This window comes from Pantoea sp. Cy-639, assembly GCF_011752525.1.
GTDB lineage: Bacteria > Pseudomonadota > Gammaproteobacteria > Pseudomonadales > Pseudomonadaceae > Aquipseudomonas.
In genome coordinates this window covers 15,232-36,846 of sequence record NZ_VWXI01000007.1, presented here as the reverse complement: position 1 = coordinate 36,846, position 21,615 = coordinate 15,232, and the positions used below count along the sequence as shown (strand labels likewise).

General features: G+C 66.5%; 17 protein-coding genes. 6 read left to right on the top strand and 11 right to left on the bottom strand.

Annotation, left to right across the window (positions count from 1 at the left end; all coding sequences use genetic code 11):
* Positions 1–30 precede the first annotated feature (30 nt).
* Both mutM and F3J43_RS10820 read right to left on the bottom strand, forming a co-directional pair.
* A complete protein-coding gene (mutM, locus tag F3J43_RS10825; protein ID WP_166885645.1) occupies positions 31–843 on the bottom strand; it encodes a bifunctional DNA-formamidopyrimidine glycosylase/DNA-(apurinic or apyrimidinic site) lyase in 813 nt (270 codons plus the stop codon).
* Between the two features lie 3 nt (positions 844–846).
* On the bottom strand, positions 847–1,719 hold the full coding sequence (locus F3J43_RS10820) for an HDOD domain-containing protein (protein WP_166885643.1): 873 nt from the start codon (positions 1,717–1,719) through the stop codon (positions 847–849).
* Between the two features lie 229 nt (positions 1,720–1,948).
* Between F3J43_RS10820 and F3J43_RS10815 the strand changes: the two genes are divergently transcribed.
* Positions 1,949–3,145, top strand: a complete 1,197-nt coding sequence (locus F3J43_RS10815) for a class I SAM-dependent rRNA methyltransferase (RefSeq protein WP_166885641.1) — start codon at positions 1,949–1,951, stop codon at positions 3,143–3,145.
* Positions 3,146–3,189: 44 nt separating this feature from the next.
* Here the strand turns inward: F3J43_RS10815 and F3J43_RS10810 are convergent, their stop codons facing one another.
* Positions 3,190–4,848, bottom strand: coding sequence for a DUF4153 domain-containing protein (locus tag F3J43_RS10810; protein WP_166885638.1), 1,659 nt, complete (start codon positions 4,846–4,848; stop codon positions 3,190–3,192).
* Between the two features lie 279 nt (positions 4,849–5,127).
* Here F3J43_RS10810 and ilvD point away from each other — a divergent pair, with 279 nt between their 5' ends.
* Complete coding sequence (gene ilvD, locus F3J43_RS10805) at positions 5,128–6,969, top strand: dihydroxy-acid dehydratase (RefSeq protein ID WP_166885636.1); 1,842 nt, start codon at positions 5,128–5,130, stop codon at positions 6,967–6,969.
* 100 nt (positions 6,970–7,069) lie between these two features.
* Here the strand turns inward: ilvD and F3J43_RS10800 are convergent, their stop codons facing one another.
* A complete protein-coding gene (locus F3J43_RS10800; RefSeq protein ID WP_205297782.1) occupies positions 7,070–8,125 on the bottom strand; it encodes an HAD family hydrolase in 1,056 nt (351 codons plus the stop codon).
* A gap of 247 nt (positions 8,126–8,372) precedes the next feature.
* Here F3J43_RS10800 and F3J43_RS10795 point away from each other — a divergent pair, with 247 nt between their 5' ends.
* Positions 8,373–9,764, top strand: a complete 1,392-nt coding sequence (locus F3J43_RS10795) for an L-cystine transporter (RefSeq protein WP_166885632.1) — start codon at positions 8,373–8,375, stop codon at positions 9,762–9,764.
* 36 nt (positions 9,765–9,800) lie between these two features.
* Here the strand turns inward: F3J43_RS10795 and F3J43_RS10790 are convergent, their stop codons facing one another.
* Complete coding sequence (locus F3J43_RS10790) at positions 9,801–10,316, bottom strand: dihydrofolate reductase (RefSeq protein WP_166885630.1); 516 nt, start codon at positions 10,314–10,316, stop codon at positions 9,801–9,803.
* Positions 10,317–10,382: 66 nt separating this feature from the next.
* Between F3J43_RS10790 and F3J43_RS10785 the strand changes: the two genes are divergently transcribed.
* Entirely contained in the window at positions 10,383–11,762 is a 1,380-nt protein-coding gene (locus tag F3J43_RS10785; RefSeq protein ID WP_205297781.1) for a DUF2868 domain-containing protein, read from the top strand.
* Entirely contained in the window at positions 11,755–13,119 is a 1,365-nt protein-coding gene (locus tag F3J43_RS10780) for a GTPase/DUF3482 domain-containing protein (protein ID WP_166885625.1), read from the top strand. The genes F3J43_RS10785 and F3J43_RS10780 overlap by 8 nt, the downstream gene beginning before the upstream one ends.
* A 57-nt stretch (positions 13,120–13,176) precedes the next feature.
* On the opposite strand, the gene F3J43_RS10775 is transcribed toward F3J43_RS10780, so the two are convergent.
* The 6 genes from F3J43_RS10775 to F3J43_RS10750 all read right to left on the bottom strand — a co-directional run bounded on the left by F3J43_RS10775 (position 13,177) and on the right by F3J43_RS10750 (position 21,076).
* The gene (locus F3J43_RS10775) at positions 13,177–13,722 is read right to left on the bottom strand and encodes a phosphonate degradation HD-domain oxygenase (RefSeq protein WP_166885623.1); all 546 of its coding nucleotides are present in this window, start codon (positions 13,720–13,722) and stop codon (positions 13,177–13,179) included.
* A 122-nt stretch (positions 13,723–13,844) separates the two neighbouring features.
* On the bottom strand, positions 13,845–14,867 hold the full coding sequence (locus F3J43_RS10770) for a putative 2-aminoethylphosphonate ABC transporter substrate-binding protein (RefSeq protein ID WP_166885621.1): 1,023 nt from the start codon (positions 14,865–14,867) through the stop codon (positions 13,845–13,847).
* Between the two features lie 30 nt (positions 14,868–14,897).
* Positions 14,898–16,610 carry a putative 2-aminoethylphosphonate ABC transporter permease subunit gene (locus F3J43_RS10765; RefSeq protein ID WP_205297780.1) on the bottom strand — a complete coding sequence of 571 codons (1,713 nt, stop codon included), beginning with the start codon at positions 16,608–16,610 and terminating at the stop codon, positions 14,898–14,900.
* Between the two features lie 13 nt (positions 16,611–16,623).
* Complete coding sequence (locus F3J43_RS10760; RefSeq protein WP_166885617.1) at positions 16,624–17,682, bottom strand: putative 2-aminoethylphosphonate ABC transporter ATP-binding protein; 1,059 nt, start codon at positions 17,680–17,682, stop codon at positions 16,624–16,626.
* A 195-nt stretch (positions 17,683–17,877) separates the two neighbouring features.
* Positions 17,878–18,747, bottom strand: coding sequence for a LysR family transcriptional regulator (locus F3J43_RS10755; protein ID WP_166885616.1), 870 nt, complete (start codon positions 18,745–18,747; stop codon positions 17,878–17,880).
* 55 nt (positions 18,748–18,802) lie between these two features.
* Entirely contained in the window at positions 18,803–21,076 is a 2,274-nt protein-coding gene (locus F3J43_RS10750; RefSeq protein WP_166885614.1) for a heavy metal translocating P-type ATPase, read from the bottom strand.
* Positions 21,077–21,170: 94 nt separating this feature from the next.
* On the opposite strand from F3J43_RS10750, the gene cadR reads away from it, so the two are divergent.
* Complete coding sequence (cadR, locus tag F3J43_RS10745; protein WP_166885612.1) at positions 21,171–21,614, top strand: Cd(II)/Pb(II)-responsive transcriptional regulator; 444 nt, start codon at positions 21,171–21,173, stop codon at positions 21,612–21,614.
* The last annotated feature ends 1 nt before the right edge of the window (position 21,615 follow it).

The following is a 21,615-nucleotide window of genomic DNA, read 5'->3' as shown; positions in this document are numbered from 1 at the left end:
GCGGGCAGGCCCCGCGACAAGGCCTGTGCCTCAGCGCTGGCACTTCGGGCAGAACACGCTCGCCCGCTGCCCCAGCTTCACTTCGCGCAATTCGCTGCCGCACACCTTGCACGGCTGCCCGCCGCGCCCATAGACGAACAGTTCCTGCTGGAAGTACCCCGGCTGGCCATCGCCGCCGATGAAATCGCGCAAGGTCGTGCCGCCTTGTTCGATCGCCGCCGCCAGCACGCGCTTGATCTCGACCGCCAGCTTCAGGTAGCGCGCCCGGGAGATCCCGCCCGCCTCGCGGCGCGGGTCGATGCCGGCGGCGAACAGCGCCTCGGTGGCGTAGATGTTGCCCACCCCCACCACCACCGCGTTGTCCATGATGAACGGCTTGACCGCCATCGACCGCCCACGGGACAGCTGGAACAGGCGCTCGCCGTCGAACAGCTCGGTCAGTGGCTCCGGCCCCAGGCGCACCAGCAGTTCGTGGTTGAGCGGATCGAGGCTCCAGAGCATGGCCCCGAAGCGGCGCGGATCGGTGTAGCGCAGCATCAGCCCGGATTCCAGCTCGATGTCCACATGCTCGTGCTTGGCGGCCGGCAGGCCAAGCTCGACCAGGCGCAGGTTGCCGGACATCCCCAGATGACTGATCAGCGTGCCGACCTCGGCGTTGATCAGCAGGTACTTGGCCCGCCGCTCGACGCTGACGATACGCTGCCCCGACAGGCGCACGTCGAGGTCTTCCGGAACAGGCCAGCGCAAACGCCGGTCGCGCACCACCACACGGCTGACCCGCTGCCCGACCAGGTGGGGCGCGATGCCGCGCCGCGTCGTCTCGACCTCTGGAAGCTCTGGCATGGCTCAGTGCCCGCCCATTTCGCGGATGTTCTGCTTGAGCTGCTCGAAGTCGTAGTCGGTCAGGCCGATATAGTCCAGCACCAGCGGGCCGACCATGTTCCACTCGTGGTCAACGCTCTGGTTGCCCAGGACACGGTACGACGCGCAGATGTGCTCGGACATCTTCAGCACTGCCAGCAGGTTCTTCAGCTGGGTCTGGGTATTGCGCGAGGATTCGTCGCGGAACACCGCCAGGGCGTTGTGGTGGTTGGCAATGGCCGCGCTGATGTGCTCCGGCAGGCGCCAGGACTTGGCGGTGAAGTAACCGACCACCGAATGGTTGGTGTTGAACACGCGGTTCTCGGTGTCCACCACGCGGACTTCGTCACTGGCCTTGGCGTAGGACTCCTCCAGCACGTCCATGTAGTTGGGGAAGCGCTTGTGCATCAGCGGCACGCCGCAATCGTGGAACAGCCCCAGGGTGTAGGCCTCGTCCACCGCCTGGATGCCGGTACGCTTGGCCAGGGTCAGGCAGGTCATGGCCACGTCCTGGGCGGTGTCCCAGAACGGGTTGAGGGTGACGATGGTCTCGTCGCTCATTTCGCCCTTGATCGACTGGGCGTTGATCAGGTTGATGATCGAGCGGCTGCCCAGCAGGTTCACCGCGCGCTGGATCGAACCGATCTTGTTGGCCAGGCCGAACTGCGCCGAATTGACCAGCTTGAGCAACGCACCGGACAGGCCCGGGTCCTGCGCGATCAGCTTGGCGATAGTCTCCAGGTCCGGGTCGGGCATGTACTGCTCGAACTGCAGGTCGACCATGATCTGCGGCTGCGGCGGAATGGTGATGCCCTGCAGGGCTTGCTGGATCTGTTCGGCGGTTAGTTCCTGGGACATGACTACGCTCTCGCTGGGGACGGGGGATTCTAACCCTGTACTCCGGCAGGGCAACTACCAGTGGATCGTTGGATCCAGGATTTTCTTTAGCTTCGTGGCGCCGGTACTCGCCGGCAAGGCCGACACCTGCAGGTCAGGGGGTTACGCCAGGCCCAACGCTTGGTCGTGCCCCACAGCGCATCCCGGGCCGACGCGGTATACTCCCGCTCTTTTTTCCCGGAGCGACGTCATGTCCCTGCCCAGCCTTCGCCTCAAAGCCAATGCCGATCGCCGCCTGCGCGCCGGCCACCTGTGGGTCTACAGCAATGAAGTCGACGTCGCCGCGACCCCGCTGCAAGGCCTGAAGGCCGGCCAGCAGGCCATCCTCGAGGCCGCCAACGGCAAGCCCCTGGGCGTGGTCGCCGTGAGCCCGAACAACCTGATCTGCGCCCGCCTGCTGTCGCGCGACGCCAAGCTGCCGCTGGACAAGTCGCTGCTGGTGCACCGCCTGAACGTGGCCCTGTCGCTGCGCGAGCGCCTGTTCGACAAACCTTGCTACCGCCTGGTCTACGGCGACTCCGACCTGCTCCCGGGCCTGGTGGTCGACCGCTTCTTCGACATCCTCGTGGTGCAACTGGCCTCGGCCACCATGGAGGCGCACAAGGATGACGTGATCGCCGCGCTGGTACAGGTGCTCAAGCCCAGCGGCATCCTGTTCAAGAACGACTCCGCCGCCCGCGATGCCGAAGGCCTGGCGCGCTATGTCGACACCGTCTACGGCGAAGTGCCGGACTGGGTCCCGCTGGAAGAGAACGGCGTCAAGTTCGAAGCCCCGGTCCGCGAAGGCCAGAAGACCGGCTGGTTCTACGACCACCGCATGAACCGCGCGCGCCTGGCGCCGTACGTCAAGGGCAAGCGTGTGCTCGACCTGTTCAGCTACATCGGTGGCTGGGGCGTGCAGGCCGGCGCGTTCGGTGCCAGTGAAGTGTTCTGCGTCGATGCTTCGGGCTTCGCCCTGGATGGTGTCGAGCGCAACGCCGCGCTGAACGGCATCAGCGAGAAGCTGACCTGCATCGAAGGTGACGTGTTCGAGGCCCTGCGCGAGCTCAAGGCCGCCGAAGAGCGCTTCGACGTGATCATTGCCGACCCGCCCGCCTTCATCAAGCGCAAGAAGGACCTGAAGAACGGCGAGGCCGCCTACCGCCGCCTCAACGAACAGGCCATGCGCATGCTGAGCAAGGACGGCATCCTGGTCAGCGCCTCATGCTCGATGCACCTGCCCGAGGACGACCTGCACAACATCCTGCTGACCAGCGCCCGTCACCTGGACCGCAACCTGCAACTGCTCGAGCGCGGCGGCCAGGGCCCGGACCACCCGGTGCACCCGGCGATCGCCGAAACCCGCTACATCAAGAGCATCACCTGCCGACTGCTGCCCAACAGCTGAGTCACCGCCCGGGGAGGGCCGCCACGCGCGCCCTCCCCGCCGCCTCAACGTTCCAGGCGCATGTCCAGCGCCTTGCCGTCCACCTGCAAGGTCTTGTAGCGCGGCGCGACCAGCTTGACCTTCCCCGCCCGCAACTGTTCGGCCAGCGAGCGCTTGTCGTCGTCAAGGCCGAAGAAACTGCCGGCCTCATGCCAGTCATCAGCCGCGTCCCGGACATAGAAGGTGGCATAGCCCGCCTGACGCCGGAGGCTGGCCACCACCACCTCGTTACGGCCATCGCCATCCAGGTCGACCGGCCAGACCACGCACCCCGAATCACGGCAGGCCATCCGGATCATGTCGTTCGCCTCGAGCTTGTCCTCGCCCGGTTCCACCGGCCCCAGCCATTCCAAGCGCGGGCGCTGATCGGCCGCATCCGCCAGGGTCTCGTCCAGGCGCTCGAGCAAGGCCGCGCGGCCAGCCTCGTCGAACAGCTCGTCACGGGTGAGCTGCTCGCGCAGCGCATCCAACTGTCGCGTGCCCTCGTCGCCCAGCCGGTAACGCAAGGCGCCGACATCGAAATCGGCGATGGCGGTGCGCCCGCTCACCAGCCGCCGCACCTGGTCATGCACGCTGCGGCCCACCGGGTCGACGACCGGCGTGAAGAACACCACGATGAGCAGCGCACAGAACAGCGCCAGCACCACGTTGCTGCCACGCAGGGCACCCAGCCACACGCCACGCCGGGCGAACACCGCCCACAGCGCCGCCAGGCTGTACAGCATCGCCACCAGCACCAGCAGCAGGGCGAGGATCCGCGACGGCATCAGCCCGTACTGCTCGATCCGCAGCCAGGTCGACCAGCCGGCCAGCGCGGCCAGCCCCGGCAAGCACAGCAGGCTCGCCTCGACCAGACGCCGCAGGGGCTGCGGGTAGGCATGCTGCTCGCCGTCCTGGAACACACCATTGACCAGGAACAGCACCACCCCCACCAGGCTCAGCAGGATCGTGCTGGAGTGGCCGGTATCCCACACCGGCTGCACCCCGGTGAATGGCAGGGTGATGGCGAACAGCACGGTAATCAGCGCCGCCAGTGGCAGCAGGAAGCGGCACAGGCTCAGCATCAGGCCGCGCAGCAGACCGATGACCCGGTCGTTCTGGCAGCCCATGCGCATGCCCACGCTGAACACCACCGGCAGCACGATCATCAGGAACGCCGGTTCGCTGAACAGCGCCGCCGGTTGCGGGATATGCAACATCTCGAACAGCGCCCCGCACAGCCACAGCAACAGTGCGAACAGCCCGCACAGCAGCCAGGCCAGGGCGATGATGAACACCGTGTTCCAGGCATGCTGGAACAGGTCGAGGTAGCGCGGGCGCAGCCCCTCGCGGGTCGGCCAACTGAGGATGAAGGCCGTGCAGATGTAGCCCAGCACCGGCGCCGCCGTCAGCCAGCACAGCCACAGCCACTCTCCCGCCTGGCGCTGCTGCAGCCAGAAGCTGACCGCCACCATCAGCAGGGTGTGGACAGCCAGCAGGTACCCGGTGCCACGCCGCAATCCTGCGCTGCCCAGCAGTTGCAGGTTCAGCCCCGCCACCAGCAGGGCGGTGCCGAGGGTGGCCGCCAGCCACGACGACTCGAGGCGATAGAGCGTGTACAGGGCCAGGCCCTGGACAAGGCCCAGCACCAGGTAGAAAGCCAGGGAGCGATTATGTGCAGACATCGGTGTTCGTCCGTGAAGGGGAGGCTACGTTACCGCGAAGCCGGCATGCCAGGCGACACCAACTGTCTACTGCGCCATTCCCACCGGCGCCCAGCGGTGTAGAATCGAGCCATTCATCGCCAGTCATCCCCGGCGGGTTTATGAGCTCTGGTCGAGCCTGCGGCGATCCCGCGTGGTCTGCGACCCCCATCCGAGCCAGCGGCAACCGGCCCAGGCGTTCAGGACAAGAGAAGCTCACTCCCTTTTTTCGTGACCTGATCAAGCCGCCAGGAGCGCTCCATGCCAGATTATCGTTCCAAGACTTCCACCCAGGGCCGCAACATGGCCGGCGCCCGCGCCCTGTGGCGCGCCACCGGGATGAAGGACGAAGACTTCAAGAAACCGATCATCGCCATCGCCAACTCGTTCACCCAGTTCGTCCCGGGCCACGTGCACCTGAAGGACCTGGGCCAGCTGGTCGCCCGCGAGATCGAACGCGCCGGTGGCGTGGCCAAGGAGTTCAACACCATCGCGGTGGATGACGGCATCGCCATGGGCCACGACGGCATGCTCTATTCGTTGCCCAGCCGCGAGATCATCGCCGACGCCGTCGAGTACATGGTCAATGCCCACTGCGCCGACGCCATCGTCTGCATCTCCAACTGCGACAAGATCACCCCCGGCATGCTGATGGCCGCCCTGCGCCTGAACATCCCGGTGATCTTCGTCTCCGGCGGCCCGATGGAAGCCGGCAAGACCAAGCTGGCCAGCCACGGCCTGGACCTGGTCGACGCCATGGTCATCGCCGCCGACACCTCGGCCAGCGACGAGAAAGTCGCCGAGTACGAGCGCAGCGCCTGCCCGACCTGCGGCTCGTGCTCCGGCATGTTCACCGCCAACTCGATGAACTGCCTGACCGAGGCCCTGGGCCTGGCCCTGCCGGGCAACGGCTCGACCCTGGCCACCCACGCCGACCGCGAGCAGCTGTTCCTCACCGCCGGACGCACCATCGTCGAGCTGTGCAAGCGCTATTACGGCGAGAACGACGAATCGGTGCTGCCGCGCAGCATCGCCAACTTCAAGGCGTTCGAGAACGCCATGATGCTCGACATCGCCATGGGCGGTTCGACCAACACCATCCTGCACCTGCTGGCCGCAGCCCAGGAAGGCGAGGTGGCCTTCGACCTGCGCGACATCGACCGCCTGTCGCGCAAGGTGCCACAGCTGTGCAAGGTGGCGCCGAACATCCAGAAGTACCACATGGAAGACGTGCACCGCGCCGGCGGCATCTTCAGCATTCTCGGATCGCTCGCCCGTGGCGGCCTGCTGCACACCGACCTGCCGACCGTGCACAGCCGCAGCATGGAAGAGGCCATCGCCAAGTGGGACATCACCCAGACCGATGACGAAGCCGTGCACACCTTCTTCAAGGCAGGCCCGGCCGGCATCCCGACCCAGACCGCATTCAGCCAGTCGACCCGCTGGCCAACCCTCGACGACGACCGCGAGCACGGCTGCATCCGCAGCGTCGAGCACGCCTACTCGCAGGAAGGCGGCCTGGCCGTGCTGTACGGCAACATCGCCCTGGACGGCTGCGTGGTGAAAACGGCCGGCGTGGACGAGTCGATCCATGTGTTCGAAGGCACCGCGAAGATCTTCGAAAGCCAGGACAGCGCGGTGCGCGGCATCCTCGCCGACGAAGTGAAGGCCGGCGATATCGTCATCATCCGCTACGAGGGCCCGAAAGGCGGTCCGGGCATGCAGGAGATGCTGTACCCGACCTCGTACCTGAAGTCCAAGGGCCTGGGCAAGGCCTGTGCCCTGCTCACCGACGGTCGCTTCTCCGGCGGCACCTCGGGCCTGTCGATCGGCCACGCCTCGCCGGAAGCCGCCGCGGGCGGCGCCATCGGCCTGGTGCGCGACGGCGACAAGGTACTGATCGACATCCCCAACCGCTCGATCAACCTGCTGGTCAGCGATGACGAGCTGGCCGCGCGTCGTGTCGAGCAGGACAAGAAAGGCTGGAAACCGGCCGAGGCCCGTCCACGCAAGGTGACCACCGCGCTGAAAGCCTATGCCCTGCTGGCCACCAGCGCCGACAAGGGCGCGGTGCGCAACAAGGCGATGCTCGAAGGCCTGTGAGGTATTGAGCGCATGAAAAAACCGGCGCCTGGTGCGCCGGTTTTTTATTCCCCTGCAGGAGGCGACACAAGGCCACTCCTGCAGATGAACGCGTCGTCGGCTACTGTATCTGCTCCGGCGTGACGATCACCCAGTTCTTGTCCGCCGTCACCGGCAAGCCTTCCTTGGCCTGCGCCGCCGCGTTCTTCGCGATCATGCCGTTCAACTGGTCCATGTACTTGGCCTTGCGGTTTATCCACAGGTGGATGCCGCCCTTGTTCACATCGACGCCGTGAAACTGCATGTAGCCATCGCTGGTCGGCGTGTCGCCGCCCACCAACACCGGTTTCTTCCACTCGTCGATATAGGTGAGGATGGCGGCCTGCTTGCCAGCCATCCAGGTCGCCGGGGTCCACAGGTAAGGGGTCAGTTCCAGGCTTTCGTTGGCCTTGGGGTCGTAGTGCCCGGCACTGATCTGCTTGCGCGCGGTGGTCAACTCGCCGCTATTGCGGTCCTTGAGCAGCAGGCTGACGCCGATGACGTTCTGCGGCTTGACGTTATAGCCATACTTCGGATCGGCGGCGACCATGCGCACCAGCTCTTCGGACGCCGCCGAGATCACATAGACCTCGATGCCGTTCTCCATCAGTTTGTTGTACAGCTCGGCCTGGCCGGTAAAGACCTTGGGCGGCTGCACCTCGGTGGCCTTGAGCTGGTCACCTTCGAAATAAGTCGCCGGCACCGGCTTGCCCGAGGCCATCAGCTCGTCCACCTGTTGCTTCAGCTCCTTGAGGGTGAAGCCGGCGAACACCTGCGCTACCCAGGGGTAGCAGACCATGTCGTCGATCTCGCACAGGCGATAGTAGTAGCTGAACAGGCTCTCCTTGTGCTCGGCGGTGTCCTTGAACGGGATCAGCTTGAGCGAGGGGTCGAGCTTGTCGCGGGTCAGCAGGCCCTTGTTCTCCATGTAGGGCAGCAGCGCTTCTTCCAGGTCGAAGCGGTAGCTGGTGTTGTCCATGTCGAACACGGCGTAGTTACCCTTGTTGGCATTGGCAGCGATCATGGCATCGAGTTTCTGGGCCGCCTCGGCGGGCCAGTGCTTGAGCTCGGTGGCGGCCCAGCTGCTGGCGCTCAGCAACAGGGCCAGGCCGCCGGCGAAGACGCGTGGAGCAGACATCATGTGCATTTCCCCCAAAGACGTGGCCGCTCAACCCTAGACCCGTTTTGTGACAGCCAGACGCTCGGTACCGACACCGACACACCCGCAAACGCCATGTTGATTGCCAATCACGACACGTCGTTATTCCATAAACGACTATGCAAATTACTTTTGGGTATAAATTCGTTCGTTTTCAGCCTGTTAGCATTTCCGTTCGCAATCGCTCACAAGAGGCGATGCCTCTTCTGCTTTTTCTGGAGCTTCAATGAACCTGCCGTTGTCACTCAACCTGCTGGCGTTCCTGGCCTTGTTGCTGGGCCTGGCGCAAACCCGCCGCACCGACTGGAGCCTGGCCAAGAAAGTCCTGCTCGGCCTGGTGCTCGGCGTGCTCTTCGGCCTGGTCCTGCACACCCTCTACGGCGCCGGCCACCCGGTGCTCAAGGCGACCATCGCCTGGCTCGACCTGGTCGGCAACGGCTACGTCGGCCTGCTGCAGATGATCGTCATGCCACTGATCTTCGCCTCGATCCTCAGTGCCGTGGCCCGCTTGCACAACGCCTCCTCGCTGGGCCGCATCAGCGTGCTGAGCATTGGTACCTTGCTGCTGACCACCGCCATCGCCGCGCTGATCGGCATCGTCCTGACCAACCTGTTCGGCCTCAGCGCCGAGGGCCTGGTCGCCGGCGCCCAGGAAAGCGCCCGGATGCAGGCGATCCACAGCGACTACGCAGGCAAGGTCGCCGACCTCAACATCCCGCAACTGCTGCTGTCGTTCATCCCCAGCAACCCGGTGGGCGACCTGGCCCGGGCCAAGCCGACCTCGATCATCAGCGTGGTGATCTTCGCCGTGTTCCTGGGCCTTGCCGCGCTGCAACTGATCAAGGACGACAAGGACAAGGGCGAGCGCGCCCTGTCGGCCATCGACGTGCTGCAAGCCTGGGTGATGCGCCTGGTGCGCCTGGTGATGAAGCTCACCCCCTATGGCGTGCTGGCACTGATGACCAAGGTGGTGGCCAGCTCCAACCTCGAGGACATCCTCAAGCTGGGCAGCTTCGTGGTGGTCTCGTACATCGGCCTGGGCCTGATGTTCGTGGTGCACGGGGTGATCCTGGCGCTGACCGGCGTCAGCCCGCTGCGCTTCTTCCGCAAGGTCTGGCCGGTGCTGACCTTCGCCTTCACCAGCCGCTCCAGCGCCGCCAGCATTCCGCTGAGCATCGAGGCGCAGACCCGGCGCCTGGGCGTGCCGCAGTCGATCGCCAGCTTCAGTGCCTCGTTCGGCGCCACCATCGGCCAGAACGGCTGCGCCGGCCTGTACCCGGCGATGCTGGCAGTGATGGTCGCCCCGGCGGTGGGCATCGACACCTTCGACCCGCTGTGGATCGCCACCCTGGTGGCCATCGTCACCCTGAGCTCGGCGGGTGTCGCCGGGGTCGGCGGCGGCGCCACCTTCGCCGCGCTGATCGTGCTACCGGCCATGGGCCTGCCGGTGGAGCTGGTGGCGTTGCTGATCTCGGTGGAACCGCTGATCGACATGGGCCGCACGGCGCTGAACGTGAACGGGTCGATGACGGCCGGCGTGGTCACCAGCCAGTTGCTCAAGCAGACCGACCAGCAGGTGCTGGGCGAGGATGAGCATACGCATCTGAGTCATTCCTGAGACCTTGCCGGGGCTGCTTTGCAGCCCCGGGCCATCTCAAGCCTTGTCCCACACCTCGAAGTGATACCCAGGCTTGCCTTCCTCGGCCTGGGCAACGCTCGAAGCCAGCGTCCACTGCCCCTTGTCGAACGCGGGGAACCAGGCATCGCCCTCGGGCGACAGCTCCACCCGGGTCAGGTACATCCGGCTCACCAGCCCCTTCTCCAGCGCCTGCCCGTAAAGCTGCGCGCCACCGATCAGCATCAGTTCATCGACGCCTTGCTCCCGCGCCCACTGCTCGGCGCGCACCAGCGCCTGCTCCAGCGAGGCGAACACCTCGGCGCCTTCGAGCTGCAGGCCCGGCTGGCGGCTGACCACGATGTTCAGGCGCCCCGGCAGCGGCCGGCCCAGCGAATCCCAGGTCTTGCGCCCCATGATGATCGGCTTGCCGAGGGTGGTGGCCTTGAAGTACTTGAAGTCCCCCGGCAGGTGCCAGGGCATGGTGTTGTCGATGCCGATCACACGGTTCTCGGCGAGCGCCGCGATCAGGCTGAGGGGGAGTGATGTATTCATGCCGGCGAGGATAGCACCGGGTACGTGGGTTATGCTTGCGCCCTGACCTGTGCAATGGAAGAGCTTGTGACCGCACTGACGCCACTCGACAAGCGCTGGCTCACCGAAGCGGTGCGCCTGCGCGAGGAACACGCCGGGCCCCTGGAAGACCAGGAGGCCAACCGCCGTGCCCGCCAACTGGGCGGCGACCTGGCGACGCGTATCGAAAACCGCGCCCTGTGGCTGGCCGAGCGCGACGGCATGACCACGGCGCTGCGCCACTGGAAGCAGGGCGCGCGCCTGGCGCTGCTGGCCCTGCTGCTGTTCGCCGGACTCAGCGGCGCCGGCCTCGGCATCGCTGCCCTGGGTGACGGCCAGCGCCCGGTCAACGTGTTCTGGGCCCTGGGCAGCCTGCTCGGGGTCAACCTGCTGCTGCTGATCGGCTGGGCACTGGGCTTCTGCTTCGCCGGCGACCAGGGGGCGGCGCTGGGGCGCTTGTGGCTATGGCTGAGCGAACGCTTCGCCCGCGATGCCAAGGCTGCGCAACTGGCCCCGGCGCTGCTGGTGCTGCTGCAGCGCCAGCGCCTCGGCCGCTGGCTGCTCGGCCTGCTGGTGCACGGTTTGTGGCTGCTGGCGATGCTGAGCGCACTGGGCATGCTCCTGGCCCTGCTGGCGACCCGACGCTACGGCTTCGTCTGGGAAACCACCCTGCTCGCCGCCGAACCCTTCATCACCCTCACCCAGACCCTCGGCGCCCTGCCCTCGCTGCTGGGTTTCAGTGTGCCGGACGAGGCGATGATCCGTGCCAGCGGCGACACCTTGCCGGCCCTGGACCTGGCCCGCCAGGCCTGGGCCAACTGGCTGCTGGGCGTGGTGCTGGCATACGGACTGCTGCCACGCCTGGGCCTGGCGGCAGTGTGCCTGTGGCGCTGGCGCCTGGGACGCGGCCGCCTGGCGCTGGACCTCAACCTGCCTGGCTATGCCCAACTGCGCGAGGCCCTGATGCCACGCAGCGAGCGGATCGGCGTGCAGGACGCCGCGCCCGAGGCACTGCCACGCTTCGCGGCCGGCCAGCTGGAAAGCGGCAGCAGCGGTGCCCTGCTGGTCGGCCTGGAGCTGGACGACCAGCGCCCCTGGCCACCCGCACTGCCGAAGGGCGTGACCGATGCCGGCGTGCTCGACAGCCGCGAATCGCGCAACAAGTTGCTGGAACAACTCAGCCGCTTTCCCCCGGCACGCCTGACCATCGCCTGCGACCCACGCCGTTCGCCGGACCGCGGCAGCCTGGCGCTGCTCGCCGAACTGGCGCGCAACGCCGGCGCAACGCGGATCTGGCTGCTCCAGGCACAACCCGGCGAGGCGCTGGACGCCGCGCGCCTGGGCGACTGGCACGATGCGCTGGAACGCCTGGGCCTGCCCTACGCCGACACCTTCCCCCTGACCTGGCTGGAGCAAGGCCATGACTGAGCCACTGAAACTGGCGGTGGTCGGCCACACCAACGTCGGCAAGACCTCGCTGCTGCGGACCCTGACCCGCGATGTCGGCTTCGGCGAAGTCTCGCACCGCCCCAGCACCACCCGCCATGTCGAAGGCGCGCGCCTGTCGGTGGACGGCGAGCCGTTGCTGGAGCTGTACGACACACCCGGCCTGGAAGACGCCATCGCCCTGCTCGACTATCTCGAACGCCTGGAGCGACCGGGCGAGCGCCTGGACGGCCCGGCCCGCCTGGAGCGCTTTCTCCAGGGCAGCGAAGCGCGCCAGCGTTTCGAGCAGGAGGCCAAGGTGTTGCGCCAGCTGCTGGCGAGCAACGCCGGCCTCTATGTGATCGACGCCCGCGAGCCGGTGCTGGCCAAGTACCGCGACGAACTGGAGATCCTGGCCGGCTGCGGCAAGCCCCTGCTGCCGGTGCTCAACTTCGTCGCCAGCCCGCAACACCGCGAGCCGGAGTGGCGCGAGGCCCTGGCTCGCCTGGGCCTGCACGCACTGGTGCGCTTCGACAGCGTGGCGCCGCCCGAGGATGGCGAACGCCGCCTCTATGAAAGCCTGGCGCTGCTGCTGGAGGATGCCGGCCCGGCGCTGCGCCGGCTGATCGACGACCAGCAGGCCCAGCGCCTGGCTCGCCGGCGCAGCGGCAAGCGCCTGATCGCCGAACTGCTGCTCGACTGCGCGGCCTGCCGACGCGGGGTCGAAGCCGAACCTGCGGCCGAGGCCCACGCCATCGAGGCCCTGCGCCACGATGTGCGCCAGCGCGAGCAACGCTGCGTCGAGGCACTGCTCAAGCTCTATGCCTTCCGCCGCGAGGATGCCAACGCCGGTGAACTGCCCTTGCTCGATGGACGCTGGGGCGATGACCTGTTCAACCCCGAGACCTTGAAGCTGCTGGGCGTGCGCCTGGGCGGCGGCGTCGCGGCGGGGGCTGCGGCGGGTGCGGGCGTCGATCTGCTGGTGGGTGGCCTGACCCTGGGCGCCGCCGCCCTGGCCGGGGCGATTGCCGGCGGCGCGCTACAGACCGCGCGCAATTATGGATCGCGCCTGATGGGCAAGCTCAAGGGTCAGCGCGAGCTGACCGTGGACGACACGGTTCTGCGCCTGTTGGCGCTGCGTCAGCAACAGTTGATGGTGGCGTTGGAAGGCCGCGGGCACGCGGCGCAGGACAGCATCCGCCTGCAAGCACCTGACGAGAAGGCCTGGCGCGAGGGCAAGCTGCCGGAGGCCCTGCGCAAGGCACGCGCGCATCCACAGTGGTCGACGCTCAATCCCGGGGCCAAGGTGAACCAGGCAGAGCGCCAGGAACAGCTGGAAACACTGGTGAACGATCTTTGAGGCCTGACGCAGGACAATGATCCGGCGTGGGAGCGGGCTTGCCCCGCGAGGAGGCCATCACAGCAACGCCAGCGCTTTGCGCTTCAATACCCCGAGATCGACCAGCGCCACCCCGACCTCCTTGGCCTGCTCATCCCACTCACGCATGCGCAGGCTGATGGCGAACAATGGATCGCGCTCGAACGCATCGGCCTCGGTGTCATCCATCAGCCCGCCCTGATAGCCCAGGGTCCGCCGGCTCGCCTCGCTCAACCGCTGGTAATACCCCGGCTGGCGCAGGGTGAGGTAGCGCTTGGCCTCGACGTGGTACTGCACCAGCCGCGCCATGCGCTCGCCAAAGCCACAACGGCGCAGGTAGTCGGCGCCGATGCGTTCATGGCTGACCACGCCATAGCCGCCCATGTCCTCGCCCTCGCACAAGTGGCCGATGTCGTGGAAGAACGCCGCGAGGATCACTTCGTCGTCAAAGCCTTCGGCCATGGCCAGTTGGGCGGCCTGGGACATGTGCTCGCGCTGGGTGATGGCTTCGCCGATGTAGTCGGCGCTGCCGTGGCGTTCGTAGAGAGCGAAGATCTGCTCGATGCGCTGCTCGCGGGTCGTCATTGAAAATCTCCACAGGTTCGATGGCCAAGGGAGCCGCTTTTCGGCCCATCGCGACACAAGGCTGCTCCTACAGGTACAGCGCAATCCTTGTGCCGCGAGTGAGGCCAAAGGCCTCGCCGCTGTTACTGCTGCGCGACTTTCTCCGACTTGCCGTCATAGCGCTTGCGCCACTCGCTCAGGATCTGGTCGCGGTTCTTCGAGGCCCAGGCGAAGTCGTTCTTGATCAGGCGCTGCTCGTAGTCGGCCGGCAGTTCGGTCTGCGGCTTGGCGATCCCCGGCGCGGCGAGCACGGCGAAGTTCTCCTTGTACAACTCCATCGCCGCCGGGCTGGCCGAGAAGTCGGCCAGGCGCTTGGCCGCATCGGCCTTCGGCGAGCCTTTGATCACGGCGGTGGCCTCGATCTCCCAACCCAGGCCTTCCTTGGGCAGGACGATGTCCAGCGGCGCACCCTGGCGCTTGAGTTGCACCGCCGGGTACTCGAACGAGATACCGATCGGGAACTCGCCGGCTGCCGCCAGCTTGCACGGCTTGGAGCCGGAGTGGACGTACTGGCCGATGTTCTGGTGCAACGCGTCCATGTAGGCCCAGCCCTGAGGTTCGCCGAAAGTCTGCAGCCAGGCGCTCACGTCGAGGAAACCGGTACCGGACGAGGCCGGGTTGGGCATGACGATCTTGCCTTTGTATTCAGGCTTGGTCAGGTCCTGCCAGCTCACCGGCTTGCTCAGGCCCTGTTTCTCGGCCTCCACGGTGTTGAAGCAGATGGTCGCGGCCCACACGTCCATGCCCACCCAGGCTGGCGGGTTGGCCGCGTCGCGGTAGTTCGCCGAGATCTTGCCCAGGTCCTTCGGTGCATAGGCTTCAAGCATGCCGTTCTGGTCGAGGATGGCCAGGCTGGAAGCCGCCAGGCCCCACACCGCGTCAGCCTGCGGGCGCTCTTTCTCGGCCAGCAGCTTGGCGGTGATGATGCCGGTGGAGTCGCGCACCCACTTGATCTCGATGTCCGGGTTGGCCTTCTCGAAGGCTTGCTTGTAGCTCTTGAGCTGCTCGGCCTCCAGCGCGGTGTAGACGGTCAGCTGGGTGGCGGCCGAAGCCTGCAGGGTGAATACGGCGGATACGGCAGCGGCAAGAGCGAGAGGCTTGAACATGGTGCGTTTCCTATGGGTATGGGCAGTCGGTCAGTGGCCAGGCGCGCGCTGGCGCCAGGCCTGGGAACGGCGCAGCAGGCCGCGGGAGGCGCCGGCCAACAGCAGGGAGGCGGCAGCGCTGGTCAAAAGGATCAGGGTGGACATGGCGGCGGCGCCGCCGACGTTGCCGGCGTCGTCCATGTTCAGCACGGCGACGGCGGCAAGGATGGTGTCGGGGCTGTACAGGAAGATCGCCGCCGACACCGTGGTCATCGCCGAGACGAACAGGTAGCGGATGATGTCCAGCAGCGCCGGCAGGCAGATCGGCACGGTGACGCGCATGAAGTGCTTGTACAGCTGCGCCTTGAGCGACAGCGCGGCGGCTTCGAACTCGCCGTCGAGCTGGCGCAGGGCGGTGGTGGCGGTCATCTGCGCGGTGGTCAGGTAGTGGGCGATGGTGCACACCACCAGCAGCGCCATGCTGCCGTAGAACACGTGCAGCGGGTTGCCGGCCAGGTTGAAGAAGAACACGTAGCCCAGGCCCAGCACCAGGCCAGGCACCGCCATGGGGATGAAGCTGAGCAGGCGCAGCAGTTGGTTGAGCAGGCGCTGGCCTTGGGTCTTCTCCATCAGGTAGGCGCCGGTGAAGATCACCACGCTGCCGATCAAGGCGGTGCACAGGGCCATGGTCACGCTGTTGCGATAGGCCAGCCAGCCGCCGCCGGCGGTGTCGTCGAACATGTAGTGCTTGAGCGACAGCGACAGGTTGTAGGGCCAGAACTTGACCAGCGACGAGTACACCGCCATGCCGATCACCACCAGCAGCGCCGCGCATACCAGCAGCACGATGGCCAGGAAGCAAGCGTCGCGCAGCTTCGACGGCTTTGGCTCGAACACCTGGGCACGGCCACTCATGGCCTCGCCCTGGCGCCGGCGCAGCCAGGCGTCGACGCCGAAGCTGAGCAGCGCCGGCAGCAGCAGCACCATGCCGATCAGCGCGCCACGGCCGAACTGTTGCTGGCCGACCACAGCCTTGTAGGCTTCCAGCGCCAGCACCTGGTAATCGCCACCCACCACCACCGGCACGCCGAAGTCGGTGATGGTCAGGGTGAACACCAGGCAGAAGGCGGCGAACACCGCCTGGCGCGTGGCCGGCCAGGTGATGCTGAAGAACGCCCGGGCCGGACCTGCACCCATGCTCGACGCGGCGTCGAACAGCCGCGCATCGGCCAGCGACAGGGCGGACAGCAGGATCATCAGGGCATGGGGAAAGGTGTAGATGGCTTCGCCAAGGACAATGCCCCAGAAACCGTAGATGTTGTCGCTGAACAGCCCGCGCAGCAGGCCCTGGTTGCCAAACAGATAGACCAGGGCGATGGCCGGCAGCATCGACGGCGCCAGCAGCGGCAGCAGCGAGATGCCACGCCACACGCCCTTGGCCGGAATCAGCGTGCGTTGCAGCGCGTAGGCGAATAGATAGGCCAGCGGCACGACGATGGCCGCGACGGTGAAGGCCACCGACAGGCTGTTGCCCAGCAGCCAGTGAAAGTTCGCGCTGGCGAACAGTTCACGGGCAGCCAGCAGCCCGCCACCCTGGCCCGCCTCGCCACTGAAGCCCTTCCAGAAGATCGCCAGCAGCGGCATCAGCACCGCCAGCACCAGCAGGGCCAACAGCAATCCCTTGCCGCCGACGACGAACAGGCGGTCACCCAGGGCGACGCCGGTGCGTGGCGCCGCCTTGGCATGGATGAGCGGCTGGGTCATGGACGCGGCCATCTCAGGCAAACACCTGCAGGCTCTGCGGCGGCAGGGCCACCCAGATGTCCTGCGAGCCCAGCCGCGGCATGGCTTCCGGCGCCAGTTCGGCGAGCAGCGCATGGCCCGGCAAGGCCTGGAACTCGAAGCTCATGCGGCAACGATTGCCGAGGAAGGTGATCTCGCGGACCTTGGCCGGGAACAGGTTTTCCTCGTGTACCACCGGGTTGACGGTGATCGCCTCCGGGCGACAGAACAGCCGGCCACTGCGGGCCTGCCCGGCGTTGGCGGCCAGGCGCATGTTCATGCCGCCGACCTGGGCATGGCTGTCGCCGCTGCGCTGGAACGGCAGCCAGTTGCCCTGGCCGACGAATTCGGCGACGAACGGCGTGGCCGGTTGGTCGTAGATTTCCTGGGGCGTGGCGTACTGCTCGACCTGGCCGTTGTTCATCACGGCGATGCGGTCGGCCATCAGCATGGCTTCGTCCTGGTTGTGGGTGACCATCAGCGTGGTGATGCCCAGCTGGCGTTGCAGTTGGCGCAGCTCGGTGCACAGGTGCTCGCGCACGCGGGCGTCGAGCGCCGACATCGGCTCGTCGAGCAGCAGCAACGAGGGCGATGGCGCCAGGGCGCGTGCCAGGGCCACACGCTGCTGCTGACCGCCGGAGAGCTGGCCGGGATACTTCTTCTCGCTGCCCGACAGGCCCACCAGCTCGAGCATTTCGCCCACCCGCTGACGAGCGGCCTCACGGTTGCCACCGGTCAGGCCATAGGCGATGTTGGCTTCGACGGTAAGGTTGGGGAACAGCGCGTAGGACTGGAACAGGATGCCGTAGTCACGGGCCTGGGGTGGCAGATCGGAGATGTCGCGGTCGCCGATGTACAGGGTGCCGCGGTCCTGGCGCTCGAGGCCGGCGATGCAACGCAGCAAGGTGGTCTTGCCGCAACCGGAGGGGCCGAGCAGGCACACCAGCTCGCCGGCGGCGATGTCCAGGGACACGTCGTTGAGCGCGGTGAAGGCGCCGAAGCGTTTGTGGATGCCGCGCACTTTCATCTGTGCGCCCGGGGTGACGTGGTTCATGGCGAGTCCTCATCGAAGCGATGGGGGCCATGCTAGGAAGGCAGTGCGAAGGTTCTGTGGCGTTTGGGCAAAAGCGGTCGATAGTGCTATTGGAAATTTTTGTAGTAGTCCCGAGGGACTTGTCGCAGGCTATCGCCAGCGCCCACAGTGTACGGCGACAGCCTGCGATGGGCTGCAACGCAGTCCCTTGCGATATCAGAACTGCGAACCCACCACCTCCTGCGCCACCCCCAGGAACGCCGCCGGCAACCGCGCCTGACGGCGCTCCTTCAGGCAATACAGGTACTCGTGCATCACCGGCGCATCGTCCAGCGCCAGCACCCGCAGTTCCGGGTTATGCGGCACTTCGTGACGGGCGATGATGCTGATGCCGATATTGCGCAGCACCGCCTCGCGAATCGACTCGCGGCTGCCGATCTCCAGCAGCGCCCCGGCCCTCACCCCAGCCTCCTGCATCATCTGCTCGGTAAGCTTGCGCGTGGTCGAACCCTGTTCGCGCATCAACAGGCAGTGCCCGGCGACTGCCTCGATCGACACGGCCTGGCGCTGGGCCAGCGGATGGTTGCGATGCACCGCCACCACCAACGGGTCGGTGCCCAGTACCCGGCGCACCAGGCGCGCGTCTTCGAGCAACTGCGACGAGGCGGCAATGTCCACCCGGTAGTCCTCGAGCATCTCCAGCACCTGCTGCGAGTTGCCGATTTCCACCGCCACCTCCACCTGAGGCAGACGCTCGCGGAAGATCTTCACCAGGTCGAGGATGTAGTACGGCGCCGTGGCGGCGATGCGCAGACTGCCCTGGGCCTGGCCGCTGTTGCGCAGTTCGAACTCGATGTCGGCCTCCTGCTGCAACAGCGCCTTGACCATCGGCAGCAGGCGCACGCCCTCCTCGCTCAACACCAGACGCCGACCACCGCGATAGAACAGCTCGACGTTGTACTGGCTTTCCAGGTTGCGGACCTGCGTGGTCACCGTCGGCTGGCTGAGCCCGAGCTTCTTCGCCGCCAAGGTGACGCTGCCCAGACGGGCCACCATGTAGAAGGCTTTGAGCTCGGCACTCAGCATTGTGGATAACCTCTTGTTGAGCAAACCTGCCCGTTGATTCAGCCCCGCCCGTGTCCTACTTGCGCAACAGGCGCAGGCCGTTGAAGACCACCAGCAGGCTCACGCCCATGTCGGCGAACACCGCCATCCACATGGTGGCCATGCCGGCGAAGGTGATCGCCAGGAAGATCGCCTTGATCCCCAGGGCCAGCACGATGTTCTGGGTGAGGACCGCCCCACATTGGCGCGACAGCCTGACGAACGCCGGGATTTTGCGCAAGTCGTCGTCCATCAGCGCCACATCGGCGGTCTCGATGGCGGTGTCGGTGCCGGCGGCGGCCATGGCAAAGCCGATCTCGGCACGGGCCAGGGCCGGGGCGTCGTTGATCCCATCACCCACCATCCCCACACGGTGGTTCTGGGCGTAGAGGCTTTCGATGCTGGCAAGCTTGTCGGCCGGCAGCAGGTTGCCCTCGGCGCGGTCGATCCCTACCTGGGCGGCAATCGCCTCTGCCGTGTGCGGATTGTCGCCGGTCAGCATGACAGTCTTGATGCCCAGCGCATGCAGTTCGGCAATGGCCTGGCGGCTGCTGTCCTTGACCGTGTCGGCCACGGCGAACAGCGCCAGCGGGCCGCTGCGGTCGAGCAGCAGCACCACGGTCTTGCCCTGGCGCTCCAGTTGGTCCAGCTCGGCCTCCAACTGCGCCGAGCACAGCCCCAGCTCCTCGACCAGGCGATGGTTGCCCAGGTGATAGAGCTCGCCGCCAATCTCGCCGCGCACGCCACGACCGGCCAGGGCGGCGAACTCGGTGACCTCGCTCAAGGCCAGGTTCTGCTCCTTGGCGAACAGGGCGATGGCGCCGGAGACCGGATGGTCGGAGCGGGCGGCAAGGCTGGCGGCCAACGCCTGGGCGCGGTCTTCGAACAGCGGGTCGAGGACCTTGCTGTCGGTCTGCACCGGCTTGCCGTGGGTGATGGTGCCGGTCTTGTCCAGGGCCAGGAAGTCCAGCTTGCGGCCACCCTCCAGGTACACGCCGCCCTTGATCAGGATGCCTTTGCGCGCCGCAGCGGCCAGGCCGCTGACGATGGTCACCGGGGTGGAGATCACCAGGGCGCACGGGCAGGCCACCACCAGCAGTACCAGGGCGCGGTAGATCCAGTCGAACCAGGCGCCGGCCATGAACAGCGGCGGGATGATCGCCATGGCCAGGGCGATGACGAACACCACCGGGGTGTAGATGCGCGAGAACTGGTCGACGAAGCGCTGGGTCGGAGCGCGTGCGCCCTGGGCTTCTTCGACGGCCTTGATGATGCGCGACAGGGTCGACTGGCCCGCGGCGGCGCTGACGCGGTATTCCAGGGCTCCGGCCTGGTTGATGGTGCCGGCGAACAGCTTGTCGCCCACGGCCTTCTCCACCGGCAGGCTCTCGCCGGTGATCGGTGCCTGGTCAACGCTGGACTGCCCGCTGACCACCTCGCCGTCCAGGCCGATGCGCTCGCCTGGGCGCACCCGTACCAAGGCGCCGATGGCCACTTCACGCACATCGACCTCGCGCCACTGGCCGTCGGCCTGCTGCACGGTGGCCATGTCCGGTGCCAGTTGCATCAGCCCGCCGATGGCATTGCGCGCGCGGTCCAGCGAGCGCGCCTCGATCAGTTCAGCGACGGTGAACAGCACCATGACCATGGCCGCTTCCGGCCACTGGCCGATCAGCACGGCGCCGGTCACGGCAATGCTCATCAGCGCATTGATGTTGAGATTACGGTTCTTCAGGGCGATCCAGCCCTTCTTGTAGGTGCCAAGGCCACAGCCGAGGATCGCCGCCAGGGCCAGGGCGGCCACCAGCCACTCCGGCGCCTTGCCGGAGAAGTGCGCGAGTTCGGCGGCAATCGCGGCGACGCCGGAAAACGCCAACGGCCACCAGCGGGTCTTGCCGGCATGCGGCACGGCGGCGGTGCCATCGTCCTCGGCCGCCAACGGTTCGGCCTTCATGCCCAGGCTGTCGATGGCCTGCTCGATTTTCGCGGTGCTCTCGTGGGTGTGGCGCACACCCAGCACGCGGTTGATCAGGTTGAACTCCAACTGCTCGATACCGGCCAGCTTGCCCAGCTTGTCCTGGATCAGGGTCTGCTCGGTCGGGCAGTCCATCGCCTCGATGCGAAAACGGCTCAGGCGCGCCTGGTCGCTGGCCTTCTCGGTCAATTGCACCAATGCCGGAGTGGCGGTGGATCCGCAGCAGCCATGGGAGGCGTGATCGTGGCTTTTGGCATCATGCTCATGGCCTTTGCCGCCATGTGCGTGGTCATGGCTATGGTCATGCTTGTGTTCGGGGCTGACAGGCTGGTTCATGGGATCGTCCTTAGCAGGGCCGCAAAGTGCGTTGTTGCCAAGTGAACACCCTGTAGCCACTATAGGGTCAAGCCCTCTGCTGGAGATTTGCCTCATGAAGATCGGAGAACTGGCCAAAACCACCGACTGCGCCGTCGAGACCATCCGCTACTACGAGCGTGAACAGCTGCTGCCAGAGCCCGCCCGCAGCGAGGGCAACTACCGGCTCTATACCCAGGCCCATGTCGAGCGGCTGACCTTCATCCGCAACTGTCGCACCCTGGACATGACCCTGGACGAGATCCGCAGCCTGTTGAACCTGCGCGACAGCCCCGACGGTTCGTGCGGCAGCGTCAATGCGCTGATCGACGAACATATCGAGCATGTGCAGGCGCGGATAGATGGCTTGATGGCGCTGCAGGCGCAGTTGGTGGAATTGCGCCAGCAGTGCAATGCAAAGGGCGCGGATTGCGCGATCCTGCAGCAATTGGAGACGAATGGGGCGGTAACGGTGCCGGACATCGAGCATTCCCATGTAGGGCGCAGTCACGGGCACTGAA